Raw genomic sequence first — 25,422 nt, 5'->3', positions numbered from 1 at the left:
TGAGGGTGTCCGATCGGGGTGGAGCCGTTCGTAGAAGGAGTGAGAGGCTGCCCGCCCAGGGCGACCCCGAACCGCAGGAGATGATCGTCAGATGCAGTACCTGGTTTCCGTGATCGCCGACCAGCCCGGCATGGCCACCGAGGAGGAGCAAGCCGCGATCACCGCCTTCAACAAGCAGCTCCAGGCCGACGGCCACTGGGTCTTCGCCGCCGGCCTCAGCGGGCCCGACGCGGCCACCGTGGTCGACAACCGCGGGGCCGAGGCCGTGGTCACCGACGGGCCCTTCCTGGAGTCGAAGGAGTTCCTCATCGGCTTCTGGATCATGGAGGCGCCGGACCTCGACGCGATGCTCAAGCTGGCCGAGGGCGCGTCCAAGGCCTGCAACCGCAAGCTCGAGGTGCGGCCGATCCTGTGAACGGATCCACGAACGCCGGCGGCGCCGACGCCCGCGACGCCGTAGCCCGGGCCCACCGCGAGGAGTGGGCCCGGCTCGTCGCCGTCCTCACCCGCCGCTACGGCGACCTCGACATCGCCGAGGAAGCCGCGGCCGAGGCGTTCGCGACCGCCGTCGAGAAGTGGCCCGCCGACGGCGTCCCGCCCAACCCCGGCGCCTGGCTCACCACCACCGCCCAGCGCAAGGCCATCGACCGGATCCGCCGCGAGAGCAAGCGCGACGAGAAGCACAGGGAGGCGCAGATGGGGCACGACGGCCGGCCTGAGCCGCCCGAACCGGCCGGCGCCATTGAAGACGACCGGCTCCGCCTGGTCTTCACCTGCGCGCACCCGGCGCTCGCGATGGAGGCCCGCGTGGCCCTGACGCTGCGCATGGTCGGCGGCCTGACCGTCGCCGAGATCGCCCGGGCGTTCCTCGTGACCGAGGCCGCCATGTCCCGCCGGATCACCCGCGCGAAGGACAAGATCAAAGTGGCGCGCATCCCCTACCGGGTGCCGTCCGCGGAGGACCTCCCGGGCCGGGTCGCCGGAGTGCTCGCCGTCCTCTATCTCGTCTTCAACGAGGGCTACCTGGCGACCGGGCCCGGCACCGACCCCGTCCGCCCGGCCCTCACCGCCGAGGCGATCCGCCTCACGCGCCTGGTCCACGCCCTGCTGCCGCAGGATGACGAGGTCACCGGACTGCTGGCGCTGATGCTGCTCACCGAGGCCCGCCGCACCGCCCGCGTCTCGGCCTCCGGCGACCTCGTCACCCTCGCCGAGCAGGACCGCGGGTCCTGGGACCGGGCCCTCGTCGCCGAGGGGCACCGGCTGGTGCGCGAACGCCTCGCCTCCGGAGCCGCCCCGGGCCGCTACCAGATCCTCGCGGCCATCAGCGCCGTGCACACGTCCGCCCGCGACGTCCGCGACACCGACTGGTCGCAGATCGTCGCCCTCTACGACCAGCTCGTCCGCCTGGACGCCTCACCGGTCGTCGCCCTGAACCGCGCCATCGCGGTCGCCGAGATCGACGGTCCGGAGGTGGCGCTGGCCGCCGTCGACCGGCTCCAAGACCGGCTGGCCGGCTACCACGCATTCCACGCCACCCGCGCCGACCTGCTGCGCCGGCTGGGCCGCGGCCGGGAGTCGCGGGCCGCCTACGACCAGGCGATCGACCTCGCCGGGAACACCGGCGAAATCGCCTATCTCACCCGCCGCCGCGACCAGCTGGGATAGCCGCAACCAGCCGCGGGGCGGCGATGACTCACAGCGCCCGCAGATACCGCAGCTGCCGGTCCCGCTGCGCCGCGGCCCCGCCCTCGTGGTCGTTCCACGGGTAGACCTCGATCTCCTTCGGCCCGGCCCAGTGGTTGTAGGACGCGAACACCGTCGACGGCGGGCAGGTGAGGTCCATCAGCGCCACCGAGTACAGCGCCGGGACGGTGGCGCGCGCGGCGAAGTTCATGCCGTCGAAGTAGGACAGCGTGGTGAAGACCTGCTGGTCGGCGCCGCGCTGGATCTTCAGGAAGTCCACGATCTCGTGGTACGGCTCGGTGTCGACCAGCGTGACCGCGCGCCGGAAGTGGGACAGGAACGGGACGTCGACCATGGCCGCGAGCAGCCCCGGCCGCAGCGCCGCCACCGCCGTGCTGATCGCGCCGCCCTGGCTCGCGCCCTGCACCACGATCCGGGAGGCGTCCACGCGCGGGTGTGCCGCGGCCGTCTCCACGGCACGCACCGCGTCGGTGAACACCCGCCGGTAGTAGTACTGCTCGGGGTCCATGACGCCGCGCGTCATCCACCAGCCGCCCGCCGGGTTCCCGCCGCCGTGCGGATCCGGCGTGGCACCCAGCTCGTCGGTCTGCGCGGCGCCCTGGCCGCGGGTGTCCATGACCAGCGTGGCCCAGCCCGAGGCGGGGAACGCCAGGTGGTCGTGCGGCAGCCCGCGGCCGCGGCTGTAGCCGAGGAAGTGCACGAGGCAGGGGAGCCGCTCGCCGTTTCCAGCTCCGGAGCGCGGCAGGATCAGCCACGCCTTCACCGGATCCCCGCCCCACCCCGCGAACGTCACGTCGAAGACCTCGACCATCGACAGCGCCGCGTCGTAAGGCTCGAACACCGGCTCGAACCCCGCCGCCTCGGCCTCGTCCAGCGTCCGCTTCCAGAACGCGTCGAAGTCGGCGGGCTCGTCGCGCTCCGGACGGTAGCGCCTCAGCTCCTCCAGCGGCAGATCGAACAGCGCCATCGGGTCCTCCCCAAACGAGTGATCCACACCAGCCGCAGCAGTGTATGCGGCCGGCGTGGATCAGGGCTCCGGGTCCGGAGGGTGGCCCGGTCACACCAACGCGGCGCTCGCCCTCGCCTTCATGCGCTCCATGACCTCGGCGGCGGGCCAGGACCCGACGTGGTAGCGCGCCGGGTGGAAACCCTCGGCCGGCGTCAGGCCGGCCTCCTCGGCGACGACGGCCCACGGAATCTGGACCATCTGCTCGCCCTCCTTGGGGAAGAAGACCAGGTCGGCCTGGGGCAGCATGGACTCGATGCCGTCCGTCCACGTCGTCCCGGTGAACTCCTCGCCGGTGGGGCTGCGGAACCCCTTCAGGGCGGCCGGGAACGGGTCTTCGGCTCCTGCGGCGTCGCGCAGGTACTCGGTCTGCGGGCCGTAGGAGCTCATGGCCAGCAGGATCGTGGCGTGCTTGACGGCCGCGTGCGCGGGGTGGTCCGGCGGCGGCTCGTAGAGCGTGACGGTGCCGTCGTCGCCGACGGTGATCGGGGCCGGGCAGATGGGGCGGGCGGACTCGGTCCACTCCCGCTCGGCGGTCTGGACGCGGATGGCGATCTCGTCCGGATCGGCGGTCTCGTAGGCGAGCAGCAGAACGCTGTTGCTGGTGGGGAAGGCCAGCGGCCGGGCCTCGGCGATCCGCTGGAGGGTGGCCAGCCAGCCGTCGACCAGGGGGAGCGAGGTGATGTAGTGGTCGCCCGAGTCGTCCAGGCGCGTGGCCGCGGGCGACCCGGCCCGCAGGCGGGCCGCGTCCAGGGTGTGGGTGACCGAGCGGGCCAGGTTGCGGTGCGCGGCGTCGAACGCCTCCTCGGCGCCGACGCCCCAGGTCGCCAGGTCGTCGGGGCCGACGTACTTCATCGCCGAGGGACTGTCCAGGACCAGCATCTCCGCCAGGTAGCGCAGCGCCGGGCGGCTCACGATGCCGATCTTCGGGTCGTGCACCGGCGGCCGCAGCACCGGCCGCACCATCGGCTGCGCCCTCTCCCACGTGTCCGGCGTGGGCGGCAGCGCGGCGGCGTCGACCAGCCGCCCGACCGCGGCCTTGCGCGCACTCGCCGGCGCGCGCTCGGTCTCCTGGAACGTCCTGTCCAGGTTGATGACCGCGGGGGAGTCGTCGTCGGGTGTGCGGAACACCAGGACCTGGAACTTCTCGGCGTCGTACTCGGTGCGGGCGACGGTGTCGAGGGCGAGGACGCGGGCGGCGACCTCCTTCCCGAACCGGTCGCGGGCGGATCCGAAGATCTTGTCGGCTATCCCCATGGTCGGCGACCTTAGCGCAGGCCGCCGACGATCAGGTGACGGGCCGGTGACCGGGGGATTCTCACCTCACGAGCACCTCGACGATCTCGCGCGGCAGGCCGTGCGTCTCATGCAGGTATCGCAGGGTCCTGTCGTCCAGGACCTCCTCCCGGGGAAGGCGGGACAGGAGCTTGCGGCCGCGCTCCAGGACGCCGACGAACCGGCGTTGCTCCTCCAGCACGACCTGGCGGACCTGGTCGGGGGTCGGGCCGCCGCCCGGCGACCGGCCGAAGCGGTCGAGCGTGTGGGTGTAGAGGTCCAGCGGCAGCTCGTCGAGCAGCGTGAGGTTCTGGCGCCACAGGATCGTCAGCACGCGACGCAGCAGCCGGCGCAGCACGTAGCCGCGTCCGGTGTTCGACGGTCTGACGCCGTCGCCCACGACGACCATGCTCGAGCGCAGGTGGTCCACGACGACGCGGCGCTCGCGCAGGTCGAGCGGCCAGAGGGTGGGAACGGTCTCCCGCCAGGGCTGGAAGACGTCGCAGTCGTAGACCGAGTCCGTGCCCTGCAGGATCGTGAGCAGCCGTTCCAGGCCCATCCCGGTGTCGATGCCGACCTGCGGCAACGGCACCAGCGACCCGTCGGACAGACGCTCGTAGCGCATCATCACGTGGTTCCAGATCTCCACCCAGTCGGAGTTCGTGCCGGGGGTGTCACGCGGCTCGCCGACTCCGGTCCACACGAAGATCTCGCTGTCCGGGCCGCAGGGACCGGTGGGCCCGTTGGACCACCAGTTGTCCTCGCTCAGAACCTCGACCGGGACGCCCAGGTCCCCCCACGTCTCCAAGGACTCCACGTCGGGGCCGACCTGTTCGTCCCCTCCGAAGACCGTGACGTACAGCTGCTCGGGACGCAGGCCGAAGCCCTCCCGCAGAAGCCGGTATCCCCACCTCAGACTCTGACGGCTGCCGTAGTCGCCGAGCGACCAGGAGCCCAGCATCTCGAACACGGTCAGGTGAGTGGGGTCGCCGACTTCGTCGAGGTCTGTGGTGCGCAGGCACCGCTGGACGCCCGTCAGCCGGCGGCCGAGCGGATGGGGACGTCCGAGCAGGTACGGCGTCAGGTGGTGCATGCCGGACGTGGTGAACAGGACCGAGTCGTCGCCCCGCGGCGGTAGCAGCGACTGGCTGGGGGACAGCTCGTGACCGTGCTCGCGGTAGAAGCCGGTGAAGGTGCTGATGGTTTCGCGGGTGTTCATGGCGTGAGGCCTTTCCGGATCGTGACGGCTGGTGGCCGTGACCGGACAGGCGTCGCCGACGACGCTGCGAGGGGTGGGCTCGAAAGACGGCGAGAGTGCACGTCGCAGCCGGCGGACCTGTCCGGCCGCCGGCGGGGAGGGAGAAGGAGATCAGGCAGCGGCAGCCGGTGAGCAGATAGCTCGCGCGGCTGCGGCGAAGGTGCGCCTGGTGGTCTCCATGATCGGATTTTAGCCCTCTAACAACCTCATCACCAACCCGGTTGCCGGCTTGGGTCCGAACGCCGTCGACTTGCGCGGCATCAGCACCCCCGCCGCGGCCAGCTCCCGTACCACGTCCTCGGTCGTCGGCCGCAGCAGCACCGCCGTCCCGCCCAGGCGCGCGGCCTCGGCGATCGCGTGCGCCGGGTCGTGGTCGAACCGCACTTCCTCCGGGGTGTCCGGCAGCTGCCACACCGCCTCCACCAGCACGTGGTGCAGCACCGTCGCGTCCAGCTCGCGCCAGGCCGGCGGGCGGTCCGCGGGGATCGCCTCGGCGAGCGCGTCCGGGTCCGGCGCGGTGAGCAGGTAGTGGGTGCTTCCGTCGGAGAGTACGAAAGCGTGTTCGCCGGCCGGGATGCAGTCCAGCGCGGTGTGCGGGTCGGAGGTCTCGCGGACGGCGAAGACCTTGCCGGCCTGGGCGGCGGCCGCGGCGAGGGGGACGTGGGGCAGGACGCGGTGGATGGCGTGCAGGCTCAGCGGGTAGCGGGCCGAGTCGACCAGCAGGGCCAGGCCCAGGGCGGCCGGGCCGCCGCGTTCGGCGCGCAGCCGGCGGTAGGCGGCGTGGCGGTGGTGGCCGTCGGCGATCAGGGCGCGGTGCCAGACCAGGGCGGCGGCGACCCGGTCGACGGAGACCGGGTCGGTGAGCGCCCACAGGCGGTGCGCGGTGCCGTCGGCGGTCGTGGTGACCGTGAGCGGGGTGGTGGCGTCCGCGACCCGGTCGAGCAGGTCGGAGACGGTGTGGTCGCCTTCGTAGGTCAGCAGGATCGGCTCGATGTGGGCGTCGGTGGCGCGCATCTGGGCGAGGCGGTCGGCCACCACCGAGTCGGTCACGGCCTCGTGCGGCATGATCGCGCGGCGTTCCGGCGCCGGCTCGGCCGCGCCGCCCGGCCGGTCCGGGTCGTCGGAGTCGTCGAGCTGGACCAGGGCGATCAGGCCGCGCTGCCGGAAGTGCGGACCGGACTGTTCGTAGACGTACAACGCGGGGTCCCGGTCCAGAAGCAGGGCGCCGTCGGCGATCCACTCGTGCAGGGAGGCCGCCGCCCGGCTGTAGCGCGCGGGCGCGCCGGGGCGGTCCACCAACTCCTCCGGCGCGGCCAGGATCAGGCGCACGACGTTGTGTTCCTCGGTGTCGGCCAGCCGCCTGGCCTCCTCCGGCCCGATCATGTCGTACGGTGGCGAAGTGACCGCCGACGGGTCGTGGACCCGTTCCGGGACGAACCGTAGCCCCCGGAACGGGAGCACTCGCAGCGCCTGCGGATCGCTGTGTGCCATGCAGGCATGGTACGAGCAGCAGTCCCCGGGAGCCGATACGCGACCGTGCTCAAGTGGCCGGGGGGACGGGCGGGAGTGAGGTGGGCAGCGGCTGGAAAGGAAGAACGGCATACAGGTTGTCACGGATGGGGAGCCGGTAGCGGGAGCCGAGTACGACGGAGGATCTTATGTCTGAGCGATACGACGGCGGGTACGGCGCCGAGGACGGCGCCGGCGAACCCACCGGCGAGGCCGCCGACTGGTACCGGCAGGGCGTGCAGCTGCTGGAGGCCGGCGATCCGCAGGGGGCGGCGCAGCTGCTCACCAAAGTCGCGCAGAAGACCCCCGACTTCGCCCCGGTCCTGGAGGCCCTGGCGCGCGCCCACTTCGACGGCGGCCTCTACGAGCAGGCGTTGGAGAGCTTCGCACAGCTGGCGCACGTGAGCCCGGATGACGACTACGCGCAGTTCGGCTGGGGGCTGGCGGCGGCCAAACTCGGCCAGATGGATGTCGCGGTGGAGCACCTCTCGGCGGCCGCGGCGATGCGTCCGGAGATCCGCCATTACGCCAACGCGCTGCGGGCGGCGCGCTCCACGCTGCGCGAGCAGACCGGCAAGCGCGGGCTCGCGGACGGCTGAGCTACCCGAACCGAATTCGGCCTCTACCCCCGGCCCGTCCCCGCTCGACCGGGGAAGGTCCGGGGTCCGCCGACACGCCCGGGACGGATGTGATCAGATAGCGGTGTGACCGCTGAGACTGCCGCCGGAACAGACGGGACGGCCGCGGCCGGCAAAGTGCCGCTGCTGACCTCCGAGACGCCCCTCGCCCAGGCCTACGACACGGCCCTGCTGGATCTGGACGGCGTGGTGTACCGCGGCGCGGACGCGGTCCCGCACGCCGCCTCCGCCCTGCGTGAGGCCGAGACCAAGGGCATGCGCCGCGCCTACGTGACCAACAACGCCTCCCGCACCCCCGAGGCGGTCGCCGAGCACCTGAACCAGCTCGGCGTCCCGGCGCACCCGAACGAGGTCGTGACCTCGGCGCAGGCCGCGGCCCGGATGGCGCACGCCTGCGTCGGCGACGGCGGCCGGGTCCTCGTGATCGGCGGCGAGGGCCTGCTCACGGCGGTGAAGGAGCTGGGCCTGAAGCCGGTGCCCTCGGCCGACGACGTCCCGGACGTCGTGGTCCAGGGCTACTCGCCGGACGTGGGCTGGAAGGACCTGGCCGAGGCCGCCTACGCGGTCCGCGCCGGCGTGCCGTGGATCGCGACCAACACCGACATGACGGTCCCCACGTCGCGCGGCATCGCTCCCGGCAACGGCACGCTGGTGGCCGCGGTCCGCGCCGCCTCCGGCGTGATCCCGCAGGTCGCCGGGAAGCCCGAGCTGCCGCTGCACCGCGAGTCGATCCTGCGCTCGGGCGCGAGCCGCCCGCTGATCGTCGGCGACCGCCTGGACACCGACATCGAGGGCGCGGTCCGGGGCCACACCGACAGCCTGTTGGTCCTGACCGGCGTCACCACGGTCCGCGAACTGCTCGCCGCCCCGCCGGACCGCCGCCCGAACTACATCGCCGAGGACCTGCGCGGACTGCTGACCGTGCACGTCGCCCCGACCCGGGACGGCGTCAGCTTCACGCTGGGCCGGACCAGTGCCGCCGTGGTGTCCGGGCAGGTGATCCTGCACGCGCACGGCGACAGGATCGACGCGGTGCGGGTGATGTGCGCCGCGGTGTGGGCGCACGACGGGGAGGCCGACGCGTCGGAGGCGTTGGCGAGTCTGGCGTAGGCGAGTCTGGCCAAGGCAAGTCTGGCCAAGGCAAGTCTGGCGGTAGGCGTAGGAGTCCCCTGCCTGGACGCCGCCGCCTGGCCTCTCGCCGCCCTTCCACCGAAGCTGGGCGCCATGAAGGAAGAACTCGTATGGCGCCCCGCGATCCGCGTCGAGCTGGTGAACCACAGCGACTACCCGGTCACCTCTGTGGCCTTCGCCGGCGGCTGGGTCTTCGCCAAGAGTCCGGACGGGACCGTCGTGTTCCCGGCCTCGCAGGTCGTGAAGGTCGCCCTCGGTTAGCCGGCGTCCCAGGCGGGCCCGCGTCCGGCCGGCGCGGACGCCGGGCAGGCGCTCACGCCTGCACCACCGCCCCGCTCCCGACCAGCGCTTCCACGTCCTCGAACCCCCACGCCGCCAACGCCTCCCGGGTGTGCGCCCCCGGTGCGCACGGCGGCAGTCCCAGCTCCGCCTCCGTCCGCGAGAACCGCGGCGCCGGCGCCGGCTGCGTCAGACCGTCCCGCTCCACCAGCGTCCCGCGTGCGGCCAGGTGCGGGTGCCGCGGCGCCTCCTTCGCCGACAACACCGGTGCCACGCAGGCGTCGCCGCCCTCGAACACCTTCGTCCACTCCTCGCGGCTCCGCGTCCGGAACACGTCCGCGAGCATCTCCCGCAGCTGCGGCCACCGCTCCCGGTCGTTCTGCTCCGGCACGAGGTGCGCGATGCCCAGCCGCTCCACCAGCTCGGCGAAGAACTGCGGCTCGATCGCCCCGACCGCCATGTACTCGCCGTCGGCGGTCTCGTAGACGTCGTAGTACGGCGCCCCGGTGTCCAGCAGGTTGGTGCCCCGCTGGTCGCGCCACAGGCCCAGGCTGCTGAAGCCGTGCATGATCGCCGACAGGTGCGCGGTGCCGTCCACGATCGCGGCGTCCACGACCTGTCCGCGGCCCGAGCGCGCCGCCTCCCACACCGCCGCCAGGATCCCGACCACCAGGTACATCGACCCGCCGCCGAAGTCGCCCACCAGGTTCAGCGGCACCTGCGGGGGGCCGCCGGCCCGGCCGATGGCGTGCAGCGTGCCGGTGACCGCGATGTACGCGATGTCGTGCCCGGCGGTCGGGGCCAGCGGCCCGTCCTGTCCCCAGCCGGTCATCCGCCCGTAGACCAGGCGCGGGTTGCGCTCCAGGCACACGTCCGGCCCGATCCCCAGCCGCTCGGCCACGCCGGGCCGGTAGCCCTCGATCAGCACGTCGGCCTGCTCGGCCAGCCGCAACACCACGCCGGCGCCGCCGGGGTGCTTCAGGTCCACGGCCACCGAGCGGCGGCCGCGGTTCAGCACGTCGCGGTCGCCCAGCGACAGCCCCCCGCCGCCGGGCCGGTCCACCCGCAGCACCTCCGCGCCGAGGTCGGCGAGCAGCATCGCGGCGAACGGTCCGGGCCCGATGCCCGCGATCTCCACGACCTTCAGTCCCTGCAACGGCCCTGTCATGCGTCCTCCCGGCGGCAGTTCTGCTGACGGTGTATCAGATATCGCGGTGGGGTGCCGCTTCGAACAGCGGCCGCAGCAGCGTCTTCGACCGCTGCCACCGCTCGTCCATCCGGGCCGAGGGGTGCGGGTGCAGGAACGACACCATCCGCAGCCCCCGCATGGCCTCCAGCGCGGTCAGCAGCCGGGACTGGAAGTCCGGCAGCGCCGTGACCCGTGTCCCGAACAGGATCTGCGAGACCTCGACGAACCGCGCGGTCAGCGCCCGCTCGAACGCCGTGGTGGCCTCGCGCAGCTCCGGATCGGTGCGCGCGGCCACCCACAGCTCGATCGCGGCGTCGAAGGTCGGCCCCTGGTGCGCCTTCCAGAGCAGCTCCAGCGCGTCCCCGACCGGGTCGGCCGAGCCGGCCAGGATGTCCGGCCGGGTCAGCACCATCTGCGCCTGCTGCTCGGCCAGGTGCCGCACGGCGGCCACCACGAGCTCGTCCTTGGTCGCGAAGTGGTGCACCTGCGCGCCGCGCGAGACGCCGGCCAGCTCCGAGACCCGGGTCGTGGTGGTGCCGGCGTAGCCGTGCTCGACCAGGCACTCGACGGTCGCGTCGAGCAGCAGGCGCCGGGTGGCGGCGGAACGTTCCTCCTGGGTGCGGCGTGCGGTCACCCGTTCAACTTACAGGCAGTGCTGCCGGTTTGTTGAGCTCAGTCTTCCTCGACCAGGCGCGCGAGCTTGTCCAGGGACATCCGGGTGCCCAGCTCGTTGTCGGCCGGCGACACGCCCGGCGGCAGGTCGTCGTGGCGGAAGGCCAGGTCGGTGCCGCCCTCGGCGTCGGTGAGCACGTAGGTGATCGTCATCTCGCCTCGCAGCGCGGGGTCGTCGGTCTCGAACTCGACGGCCTGCACGACCTTGGCGTCCGGGACCAGTTCCACGAACCGGCCGTGGAACGTGTCGGTCCGCGCGGAGGTCTTCCCGGCCCCGGTGGGCGCGTCATACGTCAGGGAAATGCGGAACCCTCCGCCCTGCCATCCCTCGAAGGAGTGGATCTCGCTCGTCATCCCGTCGGGGACCATCCAGTGCCGGACGGCGTCGGCGTCGAGGAGGGCGCGGTAGACGGCGGCGCGCGGGGCGCGGATGAAGCGCGTCGAACGGGTCACAGCAGTTTCCGCAGCCTCAGCAGGTCCGAGAACGAGGCTTCCAGCTTCACCCGGCCGCGGGCCCACGCCGCCGCGAAGTTCAGATCGCCGGCGACCAGCGCGAGCAGGTCGTCGCTGTTGATCGTCAGCCGGACCTGCGCCCGCTCCCTGGGCTCGGTGGTGACGTCCTCCAGAGCGCCCTCGCGCAGCACCCCGTGGAAGGTGACGTCCAGATCCGGAACCCGCAGGCTCACGGTCCGCACCAGCTTCTTGTTCGAGTCGTCCATGCCGCCGAGCTTCCCGGCGAACTCCTTGAGCGCTTCCCGGCATTCGTCGATGGTGGCCACGTTCGCGACCTTACTCGAACCGGCGCGATAGCGTTCGGGGTGAACTACCGGCAACCGAAGGCGAGCAGCGCGAAGATGGACGAGGAACTCCCTGTGCAGGTGGACTTCGAGCACTCGGGCCACCGTCCGGTGGACGACGTCCTGGACCGTCTCACCGGCCTGCCGGGCACCGCGCTGGCCGGCCACGCCGAGGTCTACGACGCGATCCACAACGACCTGCGCGCGATCCTGGCCGAGCAGCCCGCGGGCGGCCAGGGCTCCGGCGGCCCCGGCAGCGGCCGGTGACCGCGCGGCGCCGCCTGGACGCCGAACTGGTCCGCCGCAGACTGGCCCGCTCCCGGGAGCAGGCGCGGGAGCTGATCGAGGCCGGGCGGGTGAGCGTCAACGGGCAGACCGCGACCAAGCCGGCGACCCAGGTGGAGACCTCCGCGCCGGTGCTCGTCACCGAGGCCAAGGACGGGGAGGACTACGTCTCCCGCGGCGGCCACAAACTCGCCGGCGCGCTGGCCGCGTTCGGGCCGCACGGCCTCAGCTTCCAGGGCCGGCGCGCCCTGGACGCCGGCGCCTCCACCGGCGGCTTCACCGACGTGCTGCTGCGCAACGGCGCCGCGCACGTGGTCGCGGTCGACGTCGGCTACGGCCAGCTGGCCTGGTCGCTGCGCACCGACGACCGGGTCACCGTCCTGGACCGCACGAACGTCCGCGACTTGACGCCGGACATGATCGGCGGTCGGGTGGAACTCGTGGTGGGTGATCTTTCGTTCATCTCCCTGCGGCTGGTGCTCCCGGCGCTGGCCGCGTGCGCGACCCCGGAGGCGGACCTGGCGCTGATGGTCAAGCCGCAGTTCGAGGTCGGCAGGGAGCGCCTGGGCTCCGGAGGCGTGGTGCGCGACGTCGCGCTGCACGCCGAGGCGGTGCGGGACGTGGCGGCGGCCGCGGCCCGGTGCGGTCTCGGGGTGCGCGGGGTCGCCGCGAGCCCGCTTCCAGGCCCGGCTGGCAACGTCGAGTACTTCCTCTGGCTGCGCGCCGACGCGCCGCCGCTGCGCGAGGAGGACCTGGCGCGCGCCATCGAGGAGGGCCCGGCCGGCGACGGCCGGTTCGACGCGGGATCGGGCACGAACGGCGACGAGGGGTCTGGGGACTAGGCGATGGGACACGGCGAGCGCGCGGTGCTGTTGGTCGTCCACACCGGCCGGCAGGTGGCGCTGGATGCCGCGCGGGACACGGTCGCGCGGCTGGGCGCCGCGGGCGTCAGCGTGCGGGTGCTGGCCGGCGAGGCCGGGGAGCTGGAGACGGACGCGCAAGTGTGCCCGGCGGGCGCCGGCGCCGGAGAAGGCGTCGAGCTCGTCGTGGTCCTCGGCGGCGACGGCACGGTGCTGCGCGGCGCCGAGATCGCCCGCGCCGCCGGCATCCCGCTGCTGGGCGTGAACCTGGGACGCGTCGGCTTCCTGGCCGAGGCCGAGTACGAGGACCTGGCCTACGTCGTGGACCGCATCGTGGCCCGCGACTACGAGGTCGAGGAGCGGATGACGGTCGACGTCGAGGTCGGGCTGGACGGCCGGGTGCTCGACCGGTCCTGGGCGCTGAACGAGGCCAGCGTCGAGAAGTACTCGCGCGAACGCATGGTCGAGGTCCGGATCTCGATCGACGGCCGCCCGCTGTCCAAGTGGGGCTGCGACGGCGTCATCTTCGCCACCCCGACCGGCTCCACGGCCTACAACTTCTCCGCCGGCGGCCCGATCGTCTGGCCCGATCTGGACGCGCTGCTGCTGGTGCCGATCAGTGCGCACGCTCTGTTCGCCCGGCCGCTGGTCGTGTCCCCGCACTCCATGCTGGAGCTGGAGCTGCAACCGAACGGCGACGACCCGACGAGCAAGGGTGCTGTGATGTGGTGCGACGGGCGCCGTGTGCTGGACCTGCCGCACGGCGCGCGGGTGAAGGTGCGCCGGGGCGCGCTGCCGGTGCGGTTCGCCCGCCTGCACCACGCGCCGTTCACCGACCGGCTGGTGGCCAAGTTCGCGCTGCCCGTCGACGGGTGGCGCGCGGAGAAATAGTCTGGCCCCGGAGGTGGGGGCGGATGATGTTCGGCAAGCGCAAGCGGCTTCTGCACGAGGGCGAACCGGCCGAGGCGGTCGTTCTCGACGCGCGGATCCACGGCGGCCACGTCGGGGGCGGCGGCACCTCACCGGTCTGGTACGAACTGCGGCTGCGCGTGCACTACCCCGACGGGACGACCGCGGACGTCCCCGGCCGTATCGGGAGCGACCTGCACGGCGCCCCGGTCTCGGCGGGCGTCGGCGACATCATCCCGGTCCGCTACGCCGCCGACCAGCGCGCCACGGTCGTGATCGACGAGCCGGCGCTGCTGGCGCGGCACGAGGAGAGGCGGCGGTCCCTGGCCGAGGCGGCGGTGGAGCGGGCCGAGCGCGAACTGGCCGGGCTGCCGGAGATCGACACCACGCAGCCGCCTCCGAGCGACGAGCAGCTGCAGAAGGCGCATCAGGCCTGGCGCGGCGCGGTGGCCAGGACGAAGGAGGCCAAGGCCGCCCACAAGAGCGCCGAGGCCGCCGCGGCCGCCGGGACCGCGACCAAGGGTGACGTGTTGCGGGCGTTCAACACGAGTGTGAAGCGGTCGGCGGAGGAGAAGTCCGCCCGCGAGAAGTACAACGCCCTGCGCAAACGTCGTGCGGACTGGACGCCGGGCGACAGCGGCCCTGACAACATGTCAGGGTCATGAACTTCGGCCCGGTTATTACTCCTAAGGGGACGAATCCGGCGCGCAGGTACCGCATCGGCCCCACGACCACTTAGTGTCGTATCCGTGCTGGAGCAGATGAGGATTCGCGGCCTCGGCGTCATCGAGGACGCGGTGTTGGAGCTGTCGCCCGGATTCACGGCGGTCACCGGCGAGACCGGCGCGGGCAAGACGATGGTGGTCACCGGCCTGGGGCTGCTGTTCGGCGGCCGCTCGGATTCCGCGCTGGTCCGCCCGGGCGCCGAACGCGCCTCGGTGGAGGGCCGGCTGCTCGTGGACCCGAAGGGCCCGGCCGCCCGGGCCGCCGCCGACGCCGGCGCCGAGTTCGAACCCGTGGGCGAGGACCGCGCCGAGCTCATCATCTCCCGCTCGGTGTCCGTGGAAGGCCGCTCCCGCGCCAGCCTCGGGGGCGCCGCGGTCCCGATCGGCGTCCTCGGCGGCCTGGCCGACGACCTGGTCGCCATGCACGGCCAGTCGGCGCAGCAGTCCCTCCTCCAGCCGGCCCGCCAGCGCCAGGCCCTGGACCGCTACGCCGGCCCCGCCGTCGCCGAACCGCTGGCCGAGTACAAGGCCTGCTACGACCGCCTGAAGAAGATCGAGGCGACCCTCGACGAGCTCACCACCCGCGCCCGCGAGCGCGCCCAGGAAGCCGACCTCCTGCGTTTCGGCCTGGCCGAGGTCGAGCGCCTGGAACCGGTCGAGGGCGAGGACGAGGAGCTGGCGGCCGAGGCCGAGCGCCTGGGCCACGCCGACACCCTGCGCACCGCGTCCGGGGGCGCGCACATGGCGCTGGCCGGCAGCCCGGACGACCCGGCGTCGATCAACGCCCTGTCACTGCTGTCGGAGGCCACCCGCGCGTTGGAGGGGGCCCGCGGCCACGACCCGGCTCTGGCCGAGCTGGCGTCGCGGCTGGACGAGGCGTCGTTCCTGCTGGCGGACGTGTCGACGGACCTGGCGGCGTACGCGGACTCGATCGAGGCCGACCCGCGCCGGCTGGCGGACGTGCAGCAGCGGATCAGCGACCTCAACGCGGTGATGCGGAAGTACGGCCCGAAGCTGACGGACGTGCTCGCCTGGGCGTCGACGGGCGCGCTGCGTCTGGCCGAGCTGGAAGGCGACGACGACCGCATCTCGGGGCTCCAGGAGGAGCGGGTCGCGGCCCGGGCGGAGCTGGCGCGGCTGGCGGCCCGGGTCTCCGCGGGACGCGCGCAGGCCGCGGACAAGTTCGCGGCCGCGGTGACGACGGAGCTGGCCGAACTCGCGATGCCGCACGCCCGCATCGAGGTGCCGGTGACCCAGAAGGAGACGGCGGACGGCCTCGAGATCGACGGCCGCACGGTCGCGTTCGGGCCGACGGGCGTCGACGACGTCGAACTGCGCCTCGCACCGCATCCGGGCGCGCCGTTCCTGCCCATCGCCAAGGGCGCCTCGGGCGGCGAGCTGTCCCGGGTGATGCTGGCGGTCGAGGTCGTCTTCGCCGGCTCGGACCCGGTGCCGACGTTCGTCTTCGACGAGGTCGACGCGGGCGTGGGCGGCAAGGCCGCGGTGGAGGTGGGACGACGCCTGGCACGCCTGGCGCGCTCGGCCCAGGTCGTGGTGGTGACACACCTGCCCCAGGTCGCCGCCTTCGCCGACCGGCAGCTGGTGGTGCGCAAGGCGAACGACGGCTCGGTGACGCGGTCCGGGGTGACGGTGCTGGACGACGCGGAGCGGCGTCGGGAGCTGGCGCGGATGCTGGCCGGGTTGGAGGAGTCGGAGCTGGGGCAGGCGCACGCTGATGAGCTGCTGCAGGCTGCGGCGGCGGATCGGCAGCGGGCTTAGGAGGGCGGGGCGGGGCGGGTCCGGTATGAGCCGGGCCGAGCAGAGCCGGGCCGAGCCGCGCAGCGCAGGGCCGTGCTGGCCGAGCAGGGCTGGGGCCGCGCAGCGCAGGGCCGTGCTGGGCCGAGCCGCGCAGCGCAGGGCCGTGCTGGGCCGAGCCGCGCAGCGCAGGGCTGATCGCTCTCCCCGGCCGCCGGTCCGGGCGGGTGTGCGCGGCCCCGACTCGCCATGATGTGAGAATGCTGCGGTGGCAGTGATCCGAGTGGTGGTGGCCGACGACCAGGCGGCGGTCCGGGACGGGCTGGTGGCGCTGCTGTCGGTCACGTCCGGGGTCGAGGTCGTGGGGGAGGCCGCGGACGGCGCGGCGGCGGTGGTCGCGGCCGAGACGCTGCACCCCGATGTGGTCCTGATGGACCTGCGCATGCCCGGCGTCGACGGGGTGGAGGCGACCCGGCTGATCGGCGAGCGCGCGCCGGGGGTGCGGGTCGTGGTGCTCACCACCCACGCCGACGACGCCTCGATCCTCAAGGCCCTCCGCGCCGGCGCGACCGGCTACCTCACCAAGGAGTCCGGCCGCGCCGAGATCGCCCGGGCGATCGAAGCCGCGGCCTCCGGGCAGTCGGTCCTGGACGACGGCGTGACCGCCACGCTGCTCGCCGCGGCCGTGGACGTGCCCGCCGTCGCCGAGCTCACGCCGCGCGAGGCTGAAGTGCTCACCCTCATCGCCCGCGGTAAGTCGAACACGGAGATCGCCGAGGAGCTGTTCGTTTCGGCGGCGACGGTGAAGACGCATATCAACAACCTGTTCGCCAAGATCGGCGTGCGGGATCGGGCGCAGGCGGTGCGGTACGCGTTGCGGCACGGGCTGGACTGAGGGTCGCGGTACCCGGAGACGCGGCGCTTTCCCGCGATCGTCGTCGCCAGGTGGGGGCGGTTCGAACACGGGTCGGCGTGGCTGGCCGCCTGACCTGGCGTCAAGCGAGGAACGCCAGGACCCGGCGCCACGCGTCCGCGCATGCCGCGGCCCGCGCACCGTCCGGGTCGGCGGGCGTGCTCGGGCCAGCGACGTCGACAGGATCGACAGGATCGACAGGATCGGCGGCGTCAGCTGGCTGGTCGAAGAAGCTGTGCGGCATGCCGGGGTACGTCACGAACTCGTGCGGCGTCCCGCCGAGCGCGCGCCCGAACGCGGCCACGTGCTCGGCGCTGATCCCGGCGTCGGCGCCGCCGAACAGGCCGAGGATGGGCGCGGTGAGGCCGTCGGCCAGCTGCGTCGGGCCCGGCGCGCCGAACAGCTCGTCGGGGAAGCCGTAGAAGCCGATCGCGCCGCGGGTGCCGAACTCCGGCGCGGCGGTCAGGAAGGCTTGGCGGCCGCCGAAGCAGAACCCGAGGACGGCGACCTCGGCTGGTGCGGTGGCGTCGAGGTTCGTGCCCCCCGCCCCGTTCCGCAGCGCGGCGATCCCTGCCCGAATATCCGCGAACAAACCTTCGCGCGTCACCCGGAACAGGTGCTCCATGAACGGGAACGCGTCGTCGCGCGCGCGGTGGTCCGGCCCCGCACTCCTTCCGTAGTAGTCGATGGCCATCGCGGGATGCCCCTGCTCGGCGAGGCGGATGCAGAGTTCTTCGTAGAAACCGGTGAGTCCGCGGTTGTCGGGGAGCACCAGAACCGAGGTGCCGTGGGGCCGACCAGGCCGGCCCGGGACGGCATGGAAAGCGCTGAAGCGCGAGCCGTCGCTGGAAGTCAGGACCAGAGTGTCGCGGGAGGCGACCGGCCCGGAAGCCGGTTCGAACACCGGCGGGTGAGAAGCGGGGTCATGGCACACGCCCACACCATAACCTCGCTAAAACAGCATATTACCACAACCGAATCAATTTTGGAAGATGTCGGAGATAACGATCGGAACCGTGGCGATCACCTGCCACCCGCCCCGTTCCGTCGCCTCCGCCGTCAGTGTTCCCCCCAGTAACTCGACCCGCTCCCGCAGGCCCACGATGCCCCACCCGCCGCCCGAGTCGGCCAGCGGAGCCGAGGCCGCCGTCGGTGCGTCGTTCGCCACTGTCAGCGTGACCGTGTCCACGCCGACTGACAGCCGCACCTCCACCGGTGCTCCCGGTGCGTGCTTGCGCGCGTTCGTCAGCGCCTCCTGCGCCACCCGCTGCAAGCCCTGCGCCGTTTCCACCTCCAGCGCCGGCACCGGGCCGCCCACCAGCTCGAAGGTCGCCTTCCACCCCGTGTCCGCGCCGTAGTCGGCCACCAGCTTCGCCAGCGTCTCCTCCGGCGGCTTCACGTCCTCGCGCAGCGCCGCCACCGCGCGCCGCACCTCCGCCAGCCCGTCCCGCGCCAGCCGCCGCGCTCGCACCACCATCGTGTGCGCGGCGTCGACGTCGCCGCCCTCGGTCAGCAGCGCGTCGGCGGCCTCCAGCTGGATCGCCAGGCCCGACAGCGAGTGCGCCAGCACGTCGTGCACGTCCCGTGCTATCCGCCCGCGCTCGGCCAGCGCCGCCGCGTGGGCCTGCTCCGCGTTGGCCCGCCGCGTCATCGCCAGCAGCTCCTGCGCGCGCCGCAGCGCCAGCATCCGGGAGCGGCGCACGTCGCCGAGCAGGGCGCCGCCGAAGGTGACGCCGATGATCCACGGCAGGTCCGCGGCCCGGTCCGCGACCAGGGCGCAGAACGTGCCGACGACGAGCAGCGCGACGCCGGTGGACAGCGCGACCACCCGCGGCTCGCCGACGGCCTGCAAGTAGAGCATGGCCATGAACACGAACGTCAGCCCGGCCGGCTCGCCCCAGCCCATCCCGGCCATCACCGCGCCGCAGAGGCCGAAAACGATCGCGGCGGGGACGGCGGCGGTGAGGTGGCGGGAGGCGGACAGCGTCCACACCACGGCGGCCGCGATCGCCACCGCCGCCAGCGGCCAGGCCGCGTGCTGGCCCGACTTCACCAGCGTCACCCCGATGAGGAGCAGCCCGCCCAGCCGCAGCGCCACGGCGGCGGCCGGACGCCGCTCGGTCCATCGCCGCAGATCGGGGAAGTCGTCGCCGGGGCCGGTCATCATGATGGGGTCAGTCTGCCCGCCGCGGACCGCGGCAAGCACGTCCGCCACGGTGATCAAGGCGCTCGCCCCGACGGCCACGGGTCAGGACCGTGCCATGACCGGGATGCCGGACGCCTGGGCGCGCGGCACGACCACCAGCGACTCGGCGGCCAGGGAGAGCCCGAACATCAGCATCAGCGCCGAGGTCATGACCCCGCGGCCGGCTCCGGAGGCGACCGCCGCGGCCTCGACGGCGAAGCGGGCGGCGATGGAGGCCACCCACAGCAGGATGGTGCTCGGGCGGTAGCGGGCCCACAGGTAGCCGTTGCGGGCGTACAGGCGCACGGTGGCGCCGCGGGCCAGTCCGAAGGCGATCGAGACGGCGCCGGACACGGCGAGCCAGATCTGGTCGGTGTGCGTGACCGGCCCCGCCTTCCGCAGGACGACCAGGCCGTAGACGGCGAGGATGCCCGGCATCACCACCGAGCGGCGGGTGTCCACCGGGCGGCCGGCCAGGCGCTTGCCGACGACCAGGGCCAGGACCAGGACGATGAGGGCGATCTGCACGATGTTCATGGCTTCGACGGTAGGAATCCCGGCGCCTCCCGGGATCGGAGCGAGGGTGGAGAGGCGGGTGGAGATGTGTGGGGAAGCCTCGGTGGAGATGTCCCACCCGCCGATCCCACCCGCCAATCCCTTACCGTCCCGAGGTCCGGTCGTGGGACGATAACCGCCAGAGATGTCGTACCTCCCGTTCCGCCCCAGCCGCCGAGCCCAGGCCCGCCAGCCAGACTTGCCGGGTCTGTCCGGCGTGGTCCGGGTGGACCGGCGGACCAAGGACCTGACCAAGCGCCTGAAGGCCGGCGAGATCGCGCTCATCGACCACCTCGACCTGGACCGCCCGGCCGCCGAGGCGCTGCTGGCGTGCAAGCCCGCCGCCGTGGTGAACGCCGCCAAGTCGCTGTCCGGCCGCTATCCCGCGCTCGGTCTGGAGATCCTCGTCTCGGCCGGGATCCCGGTCGTCGACGAGGTCGGGGCGGCGGTGCTGGAGCGCGTCACCGAGGGCGACACGGTGCGGCTGGACGGTAACGTCCTGCTGCGCGGCAGCACGCCGGTGGCCGTCGGCAAGACGGTGGAGCTGACCGAGGTGGTCGAGGCGCTGGCCGAGGCCCGCTCCATGGTCGCCGAGCAGATCGAGGCGTTCACCGCGAACACCATGGAGTACCTGCGCGCTGAGCGGGACCTGCTGTTCGACGGCGTCGGCGTGCCGGACATCGCCACCCGCCTGGACGGCCGCCACGTGCTCATGGTCGTGCGCGGCGCCCACCACAAGGACGACCTCGCGGTCCTGCGCCCCTACATCCGCGAGTACCGGCCGGTGTGCATCGGGGTGGACGGCGGGGCGGACGCGCTGCTGGAGACCGGACACCGGCCCGACATCATCGTCGGCGACATGGACTCGGTGTCCGACGAGGCGCTGGCGTGCGGCGCGGAGCTGATCGTGCACGCCTACCCGGACGGAACCGCGCCCGGGCTGGACCGCGTCACCTCCCTCGGGCTGCCGTGCACGGTGTTCCCGGCGGCCGGCACCAGCGAGGACGTGGCGATGCTGCTGGCCGACGACAAGGGCGCGAGCCTCATCGTCGCGGTCGGCGGCCACAGCAACCTGGTGGAGTTCCTGGAGAAGGGCCGGGGCGGCATGGCCTCCACCTTCCTGACCAGGTTGCGCGTGGGTGGCAAACTGGTGGACGCCAAAGGGGTCTCGCGGCTGTACCGCAGCCGGATCTCCAACGCGTCGCTGGCCGCCCTCGTGCTGGCGGCGCTCACCACCATCGTCGCCACGCTGCTGGTCTCGCCGGCCGGGAAGGGGTATCTGACCGTGCTGGGCTCAGTGTGGGACGACTTCGTGTTCTGGGTGCGGGGCTGGTTTTCGTAGTCAGTCGACGTCGCCAACCCGACGGAGAAGGCGACCGAGGACTACATCACCGGCCGCTTCGGATAGTCGCGGTTCCCTCTGCAGGGCGTGGCCGTCGGTCACGCCCTGTCTTACTTCCCCGGTCAGGCTTCTTGTTCGGCGTGTTCGACCAGCAGCCACAGCTCGGCGCAGGGCCCTTCGTCATCATCGACGTCGGCCAGCTCCGCCGGGCCGGCGTACTCGTACCGCAGGGAATCCAGGCGCCAGCAAGGGTTCGCATCCAGCCACTCCGAGGCGGCACGCAGGTTCGCGGCGGCGCCGCCCTGGCGGAATCGCACGTGTCCGCTTCGGATCACCGGTACCACGACTCCGTCCGCCGCATCGGGCGCCAGGCGGCGGTGATACTTCGCCGCCCATCGTCGCTGTTCGACGTCCGAGCCCACACCGGTCAGGAACCATTCGTCGGAGTAGGTGGGCTCCTCCACCGCAGGGCGTCCAAGGCGGATCCGACCAGCCTGGTGCGGCGCCTGCCCGGGTCGGCCGGTGCGCATCGCCGTCAGGGAAAGCAAGACCAGTGCCGCGATGAGCAGGATGCCGAAGGCGGCCCGAGCCTGGGTCAAAGCGCCGTTGCTGTGCCGACCCACGTGCATCGCCAGCGTCACCAGCGCGACCCCGAGCGCGGTGCCCAGACCGCGCGCCATGCTGACCAGGCTGCCGCCGGTGCCCGCCGAGCGGGCCGGAATCGCGGCCATCACCGTGGTGTTGTTCGCCGGGGTGTATATGCCCAGCCCGGTGCCGAGGACGAACAGCAGCAAGGCCAGTACGCCAGGGCTCTTCGGGGCCGCCAGCAGGGCGGTGAGTGCACCGGCCGTGATCACCGCACCGGCCAGACCACGTCGGGTATCGGCCCAGCCCGTCGGTACCGCCCGGTCGGCCAAGGCTGCGACGGCGAACCCGGCAGGCAGCGCGCTCAGCACCGCGCCGATCTGGCCGCTGCTGCGGCCGGCGAGGATCGCCGGGACAGCCACCAACGGCCCGAACAACACCAGGTATCCGCACATCGCACCGGCCAGGCCGCGAGCGACACCGGGTGCGTGCAGTACTGTCAGCTCGACCAACGGGCTCACGGTGCGGGACTGACGGCGGATGAACAGCCACCCGGCCACGATGGCGACGATCAGCAGAGCCGCGGTGCCGGTCGAGGTGATGGGGATCCCGGAGACCGCCGACAGCCCCAGCAGCAGGCTGATGCCGGACATTGTCAGCAGTGCCAGTCCGATGCCGTCGAATCCGGAGATCGGAGTGAAGGCTCGGGTGCGGGGGAGCAGGATCTGCCCGGCGGCCAGCGCGATCACTCCGATCGGCACGTTCACCCAGAACACCGAGGACCAGCCGAAACGGTCGACCGACAGCCCGCCCACCACCGGACCCAGCGCAAGGCCCAAAGCCTGCGCGGCGGCCTGTACGCCCAGTGCCGCTCTCATCCGTCCCGGCGGCGCCGAGGAGGTGACCAGGGCGACCGAGTTGGCTTGCAGCATTGCCGCGCCGACCGCTTGCAGGACCCGGCATCCGATCAACACCGTCAGCGTCGGGGCCACGGCGCAGGCGGCTGAGGCCGCCGTGAAAACGGCGAAGCCGTACAGGTACATCAGCTTGCGGCCGTGAGCGTCGGACAGGCGACCCACCGGAACCAGCAGGACCACGAGAGTGAGCAGATAGGACAGCGACACCCATTGCACGGCTGCGGCCCGCACGCCGAACGCATGCTCCAGCGGGCTGTAGGTCAGGGTGACGATGCTGGCGTCCAGTTGGCCCATGAACGCTCCGAAGCACACCGTGCCCACGGCCAGCCACCCGGCGTTGCGGGCCTGCCGTATCCGCTCCGGACGGGGGCGCTCGGTTGTCAGCCGCGTGCCGATGGAACGTTTGGCCTGGGCGGAGGCGCTGCCGAGAGACCGTCGGCCGTTCATCGGACCCCTTCCCATGCCGTGCCCGGGAGGCCTGTTCGGTGGTGTCGGACACCAGACGCGGGGGGGTATCCGACTGAATCAATCCTACTGCCGAACTACTTGGTATCCGAAACACTTGGCATGCGAACAGTGGCATCGCCGGATGCCGGTTCAGGCACTCTCGGCTTTCGTTCGCCGGCCGGGCGGAGCCGGTGCACGACGTGTTGCGCGGTGAAGGCCGCGGTGAGGGTCAGGGCGCCGCCGACGGCGTCGGCCACGAAGTGGTTGGCGGTGGCGACGATGACGGTGAAGGTGAACGCCGGATAGACCAGTCCGGCCAGCCGGACCCAGCGGTGGGCCGCGTAGCGGTAGAGCATGATGCCGCACCACAGGGACCAGGCGATGTGGTCCGAGGGCATGGCCGCGTACTGGTTGGAGACCGAGTCGACGTCGGGGGTGGCCCAGGAGCCCCAGGTGTGGTGTTTGACGACGGTGTCGATGAAGCCGTGGTCGGTGAGGTATCTGGGTGGGGCCAGGGCGAAGAAGTAGAACCCGATCAGGCTGGTCACGGTCGCCAGGAACAGGACGGTGCGGGCCTGGCGGTAGACGTGGGGTTGCCTGGTGTACAGCCAGACGAGGACACCGATGGTGATCAGGAAATGCAGCGTCGCGTAGTAGTAGTTCATGCCGACGATCAGCGGCGTGATCTTGTCCAAGGCATGGTTGACCGACAGTTCGATGTCGATGTGCAGGACGTGCTCGGCGTGCAGGACTGAGGAGGCACGGTGCATCGCCGCGGTCTTGTGGTCGGGCACGGCGTCCCGGGTCAGGGAGTACAGGCCGTAGCCGATGGCGATCAGTGCCAGTTCGGTCCACACGCCCGGGCGGACCCGGGCCGAGCGCGAGCGGGCCCAGGAGAAACGTGGGTGCGTCGGGTTGGCGGAGCGCATGCCGATCACTCGGCGTCGGCCCGGCCGGTTGCTGCCGGGATCGGCACTGCGTCCTGGTCATCACCGGACTCGACCGAGGCCTCGCGGTCGTCGTGCGGAGTCGGGGCAGGCGCAGCGCCAGTCGTCGGCGTCGATCGGGCGATTCGGCCCGAATCGATGCCGCCCTCGGCGAGGGCGTGGTCACGGCGTAGCCACAGGAATACCAGCGCGCCCAGGAACACCAGCAGTGCGACCCAGTCATTGAGTCGCAGCCCGGCGATGCGGTTGGCGTGGTCGTCGCGCAGTGCCTCCACTACGGCGCGGCCTGCGGTGTAACAGGCTACGTAGAGCGCGAACAGCCGGCCGCGATCCAGCCGCCAGCGCCGCTCGGCCCAGATCAGTAGCAGTGCCACGCCCGCGTCCCACAGCGATTCGTACAGGAACGTGGGCTGGTAGAACGCCGCGCCTGGTGTGGAGTCCGGCCGATGCGCCGGGTCGATGCGGATCGCCCACGGCAGCCCGGAGGGGCGGCCGTAGAGTTCCTGGTTGAAGTAGTTGCCCCAGCGGCCGATTGCTTGGGCGAGGACCAGCGCCGGAGCCAAAGCATCGGCGAAGTCGGCCAGCCTGATGCCCTTGCGGCGGCAGCCGATCCAGGCCCCCACTGCGCCCAGTGCCACCGCGCCCCAGATTCCCAGCCCGCCGTCCCACACATACAGCGCCCGGATCGGCTGCTCGCCACGCTTGAAGTAGAACTCGGGGTCGGTGATCAGGTGGTACAGACGTCCACCGACCAGGCCGAACGGGACGGCCCAGATGGCGATGTCGACCACGTCCTCGCGGTGTCCGCCGCGCACCGCCCAGCGTTTCCCGGCCCACCACACCGCGACCAGGATCCCAGCGAGGATGAACATCGCGTAGGCCCGGACCGGGAACGGCCCCAGGTGCCATACCCCCTGGGAGGGGCTCGGTAGAGATGCCAGTGCCATTCAGGTATGACCGCCCCTGCTCCCGGCCGCGCCGGTCGATCCGCCGCGGTTCCTGTCCGGCAGGATACAACGGACACCGATTAGTTCTGATGCCGCAATACTTGGTTCGGGTCGACTTCATGCCCAGGCGGGGTCATGCCGCACGGGATGTGGCCGCCGTGCCACTGAGCTCGAACGTCGGTCGTGACGCGCCTCAAGATTGGACAAGTAACGTGATCGATGTGGTCGGTGAGGACGAGCGTGGGGGCTTGACGGGGCGGGGCTTCGCGGCCCTGCTCGCAACCTTGTTCGGCGGGGCTGCGGCCTTCGCCTGCCTGGGGGGATGGGTAGGCATCGCCGGGATCGCGGTAGTGATGGTGGGCGTTGTGATCGTGTCGTTGGCGACTATGTGACATCTTGAGAGGCTTCGGGGTCGCTGCGACCGGCATGACTCAGCGGTGTCGAGGCCGAAGCCTCGACACCACATCGATCGTGGTCAGGCGCATGCCGACGCCGCTCGAATCCCGGCCGTCAGGCGGACCGTCCGGCTGTAGCACCGCTTCGGCATGTGTTGCCTCGCCAGGACCGGCCGAAGAGCGGTGAGATCGGG

General features: G+C 72.3%; 27 protein-coding genes. 13 read left to right on the top strand and 14 right to left on the bottom strand.

The genetic code is table 11. The features are described 5' to 3' along the window. Positions 1-91: 91 nt before the first annotated feature. Together ABD466_RS37870 and ABD466_RS37865 are read left to right on the top strand one after the other, a co-directional pair. Positions 92-415 (top strand): YciI family protein, encoded by a 324-nt coding sequence (locus ABD466_RS37870; protein WP_344662098.1) that lies wholly within the window; start codon positions 92-94, stop codon positions 413-415. Further along, the gene (locus ABD466_RS37865) at positions 412-1,668 is read left to right on the top strand and encodes an RNA polymerase sigma factor (RefSeq protein ID WP_344662097.1); all 1,257 of its coding nucleotides are present in this window, start codon (positions 412-414) and stop codon (positions 1,666-1,668) included. Before ABD466_RS37870 ends, ABD466_RS37865 begins: the two co-directional genes overlap by 4 nt. 28 nt (positions 1,669-1,696) lie before the next feature. Here the strand turns inward: ABD466_RS37865 and ABD466_RS37860 are convergent, their stop codons facing one another. The 4 genes from ABD466_RS37860 to ABD466_RS37845 form a co-directional block, all read right to left on the bottom strand. Further along, complete coding sequence (locus ABD466_RS37860; RefSeq protein ID WP_344662096.1) at positions 1,697-2,674, bottom strand: acetylxylan esterase; 978 nt, start codon at positions 2,672-2,674, stop codon at positions 1,697-1,699. Positions 2,675-2,764: 90 nt separating this feature from the next. Next, a complete protein-coding gene (locus ABD466_RS37855; protein WP_344662095.1) occupies positions 2,765-3,970 on the bottom strand; it encodes a DUF1444 domain-containing protein in 1,206 nt (401 codons plus the stop codon). Between the two features lie 61 nt (positions 3,971-4,031). Then, positions 4,032-5,207, bottom strand: coding sequence for an alanine--tRNA ligase-related protein (locus ABD466_RS37850; protein ID WP_344662094.1), 1,176 nt, complete (start codon positions 5,205-5,207; stop codon positions 4,032-4,034). Between the two features lie 228 nt (positions 5,208-5,435). Continuing rightward, entirely contained in the window at positions 5,436-6,737 is a 1,302-nt protein-coding gene (locus tag ABD466_RS37845) for a DUF1015 family protein (RefSeq protein WP_344662093.1), read from the bottom strand. Between the two features lie 167 nt (positions 6,738-6,904). On the opposite strand from ABD466_RS37845, the gene ABD466_RS37840 reads away from it, so the two are divergent. The 3 genes from ABD466_RS37840 to ABD466_RS37830 all read left to right on the top strand — a co-directional run bounded on the left by ABD466_RS37840 (position 6,905) and on the right by ABD466_RS37830 (position 8,785). Next, positions 6,905-7,354 (top strand): tetratricopeptide repeat protein, encoded by a 450-nt coding sequence (locus ABD466_RS37840; RefSeq protein ID WP_344662092.1) that lies wholly within the window; start codon positions 6,905-6,907, stop codon positions 7,352-7,354. Between the two features lie 156 nt (positions 7,355-7,510). Beyond that, positions 7,511-8,503, top strand: coding sequence for an HAD-IIA family hydrolase (locus tag ABD466_RS37835; RefSeq protein WP_344662121.1), 993 nt, complete (start codon positions 7,511-7,513; stop codon positions 8,501-8,503). A 114-nt stretch (positions 8,504-8,617) separates the two neighbouring features. Beyond that, entirely contained in the window at positions 8,618-8,785 is a 168-nt protein-coding gene (locus ABD466_RS37830; protein ID WP_344662091.1) for a hypothetical protein, read from the top strand. Positions 8,786-8,837: 52 nt separating this feature from the next. On the opposite strand, the gene ABD466_RS37825 is transcribed toward ABD466_RS37830, so the two are convergent. From ABD466_RS37825 to ABD466_RS37810, 4 genes are read right to left on the bottom strand one after another with little or no spacing between them, the layout of a single operon-like run. After that, positions 8,838-9,971, bottom strand: coding sequence for a CaiB/BaiF CoA transferase family protein (locus ABD466_RS37825; protein ID WP_344662090.1), 1,134 nt, complete (start codon positions 9,969-9,971; stop codon positions 8,838-8,840). Positions 9,972-10,005: 34 nt separating this feature from the next. Next, entirely contained in the window at positions 10,006-10,626 is a 621-nt protein-coding gene (locus ABD466_RS37820; RefSeq protein WP_344662089.1) for a TetR/AcrR family transcriptional regulator, read from the bottom strand. Between the two features lie 38 nt (positions 10,627-10,664). Then, a complete protein-coding gene (locus ABD466_RS37815; RefSeq protein ID WP_344662088.1) occupies positions 10,665-11,117 on the bottom strand; it encodes an SRPBCC family protein in 453 nt (150 codons plus the stop codon). Beyond that, complete coding sequence (locus tag ABD466_RS37810) at positions 11,114-11,443, bottom strand: alkyl sulfatase C-terminal domain-containing protein (protein WP_344662087.1); 330 nt, start codon at positions 11,441-11,443, stop codon at positions 11,114-11,116. The genes ABD466_RS37815 and ABD466_RS37810 overlap by 4 nt, the downstream gene beginning before the upstream one ends. 75 nt (positions 11,444-11,518) lie before the next feature. Here ABD466_RS37810 and ABD466_RS37805 point away from each other — a divergent pair, with 75 nt between their 5' ends. The 6 genes from ABD466_RS37805 to ABD466_RS37780 all read left to right on the top strand — a co-directional run bounded on the left by ABD466_RS37805 (position 11,519) and on the right by ABD466_RS37780 (position 16,890). Continuing rightward, positions 11,519-11,728: a hypothetical protein gene (locus tag ABD466_RS37805; RefSeq protein ID WP_344662086.1), complete on the top strand. Its 210-nt coding sequence runs from the start codon at positions 11,519-11,521 to the stop codon at positions 11,726-11,728. After that, positions 11,725-12,588, top strand: a complete 864-nt coding sequence (locus ABD466_RS37800; RefSeq protein ID WP_344662085.1) for a TlyA family RNA methyltransferase — start codon at positions 11,725-11,727, stop codon at positions 12,586-12,588. Before ABD466_RS37805 ends, ABD466_RS37800 begins: the two co-directional genes overlap by 4 nt. 3 nt (positions 12,589-12,591) lie before the next feature. Beyond that, a complete protein-coding gene (locus ABD466_RS37795; RefSeq protein ID WP_344662084.1) occupies positions 12,592-13,497 on the top strand; it encodes an NAD kinase in 906 nt (301 codons plus the stop codon). Between the two features lie 23 nt (positions 13,498-13,520). After that, the gene (locus ABD466_RS37790) at positions 13,521-14,180 is read left to right on the top strand and encodes a hypothetical protein (protein ID WP_344662083.1); all 660 of its coding nucleotides are present in this window, start codon (positions 13,521-13,523) and stop codon (positions 14,178-14,180) included. A gap of 96 nt (positions 14,181-14,276) precedes the next feature. Further along, the gene (gene recN / locus ABD466_RS37785; RefSeq protein ID WP_344662120.1) at positions 14,277-16,019 is read left to right on the top strand and encodes a DNA repair protein RecN; all 1,743 of its coding nucleotides are present in this window, start codon (positions 14,277-14,279) and stop codon (positions 16,017-16,019) included. 244 nt (positions 16,020-16,263) lie between these two features. Further along, positions 16,264-16,890, top strand: coding sequence for a response regulator transcription factor (locus tag ABD466_RS37780; protein WP_344662082.1), 627 nt, complete (start codon positions 16,264-16,266; stop codon positions 16,888-16,890). Positions 16,891-16,990: 100 nt separating this feature from the next. Here ABD466_RS37780 and ABD466_RS37775 read toward each other — a convergent pair whose 3' ends face one another. From ABD466_RS37775 to ABD466_RS37765, 3 genes are read right to left on the bottom strand one after another with little or no spacing between them, the layout of a single operon-like run. Then, positions 16,991-17,842, bottom strand: a complete 852-nt coding sequence (locus ABD466_RS37775) for a dienelactone hydrolase family protein (RefSeq protein WP_344662081.1) — start codon at positions 17,840-17,842, stop codon at positions 16,991-16,993. Between the two features lie 45 nt (positions 17,843-17,887). Then, entirely contained in the window at positions 17,888-19,153 is a 1,266-nt protein-coding gene (locus ABD466_RS37770) for a sensor histidine kinase (protein ID WP_344662080.1), read from the bottom strand. A gap of 3 nt (positions 19,154-19,156) precedes the next feature. Further along, the gene (locus ABD466_RS37765) at positions 19,157-19,630 is read right to left on the bottom strand and encodes a hypothetical protein (RefSeq protein WP_344662079.1); all 474 of its coding nucleotides are present in this window, start codon (positions 19,628-19,630) and stop codon (positions 19,157-19,159) included. A 163-nt stretch (positions 19,631-19,793) separates the two neighbouring features. Here ABD466_RS37765 and steA point away from each other — a divergent pair, with 163 nt between their 5' ends. Then, positions 19,794-20,990 carry a putative cytokinetic ring protein SteA gene (gene steA, locus ABD466_RS37760; protein ID WP_344662078.1) on the top strand — a complete coding sequence of 399 codons (1,197 nt, stop codon included), beginning with the start codon at positions 19,794-19,796 and terminating at the stop codon, positions 20,988-20,990. A gap of 122 nt (positions 20,991-21,112) precedes the next feature. On the opposite strand, the gene ABD466_RS37755 is transcribed toward steA, so the two are convergent. From ABD466_RS37755 to lgt, 3 genes are all read right to left on the bottom strand, one after another. Next, on the bottom strand, positions 21,113-22,939 hold the full coding sequence (locus tag ABD466_RS37755) for an MFS transporter (protein WP_344662077.1): 1,827 nt from the start codon (positions 22,937-22,939) through the stop codon (positions 21,113-21,115). A gap of 95 nt (positions 22,940-23,034) precedes the next feature. Then, on the bottom strand, positions 23,035-23,868 hold the full coding sequence (locus tag ABD466_RS37750; RefSeq protein WP_344662076.1) for a phosphatase PAP2 family protein: 834 nt from the start codon (positions 23,866-23,868) through the stop codon (positions 23,035-23,037). A gap of 5 nt (positions 23,869-23,873) precedes the next feature. Beyond that, a complete protein-coding gene (gene lgt / locus ABD466_RS37745) occupies positions 23,874-24,833 on the bottom strand; it encodes a prolipoprotein diacylglyceryl transferase (protein WP_344662075.1) in 960 nt (319 codons plus the stop codon). Positions 24,834-25,045: 212 nt separating this feature from the next. Between lgt and ABD466_RS37740 the strand changes: the two genes are divergently transcribed. Next, a complete protein-coding gene (locus tag ABD466_RS37740; RefSeq protein ID WP_344662074.1) occupies positions 25,046-25,225 on the top strand; it encodes a hypothetical protein in 180 nt (59 codons plus the stop codon). The last annotated feature ends 197 nt before the right edge of the window (positions 25,226-25,422 follow it).

This window comes from Catenulispora subtropica (assembly GCF_039531675.1).
Taxonomy (GTDB): domain Bacteria; phylum Actinomycetota; class Actinomycetes; order Streptomycetales; family Catenulisporaceae; genus Catenulispora; species Catenulispora subtropica.
The sequence above is the reverse complement of the archived record's forward strand: the minus strand, read 5'-3'. Positions and strand labels throughout refer to the sequence as shown.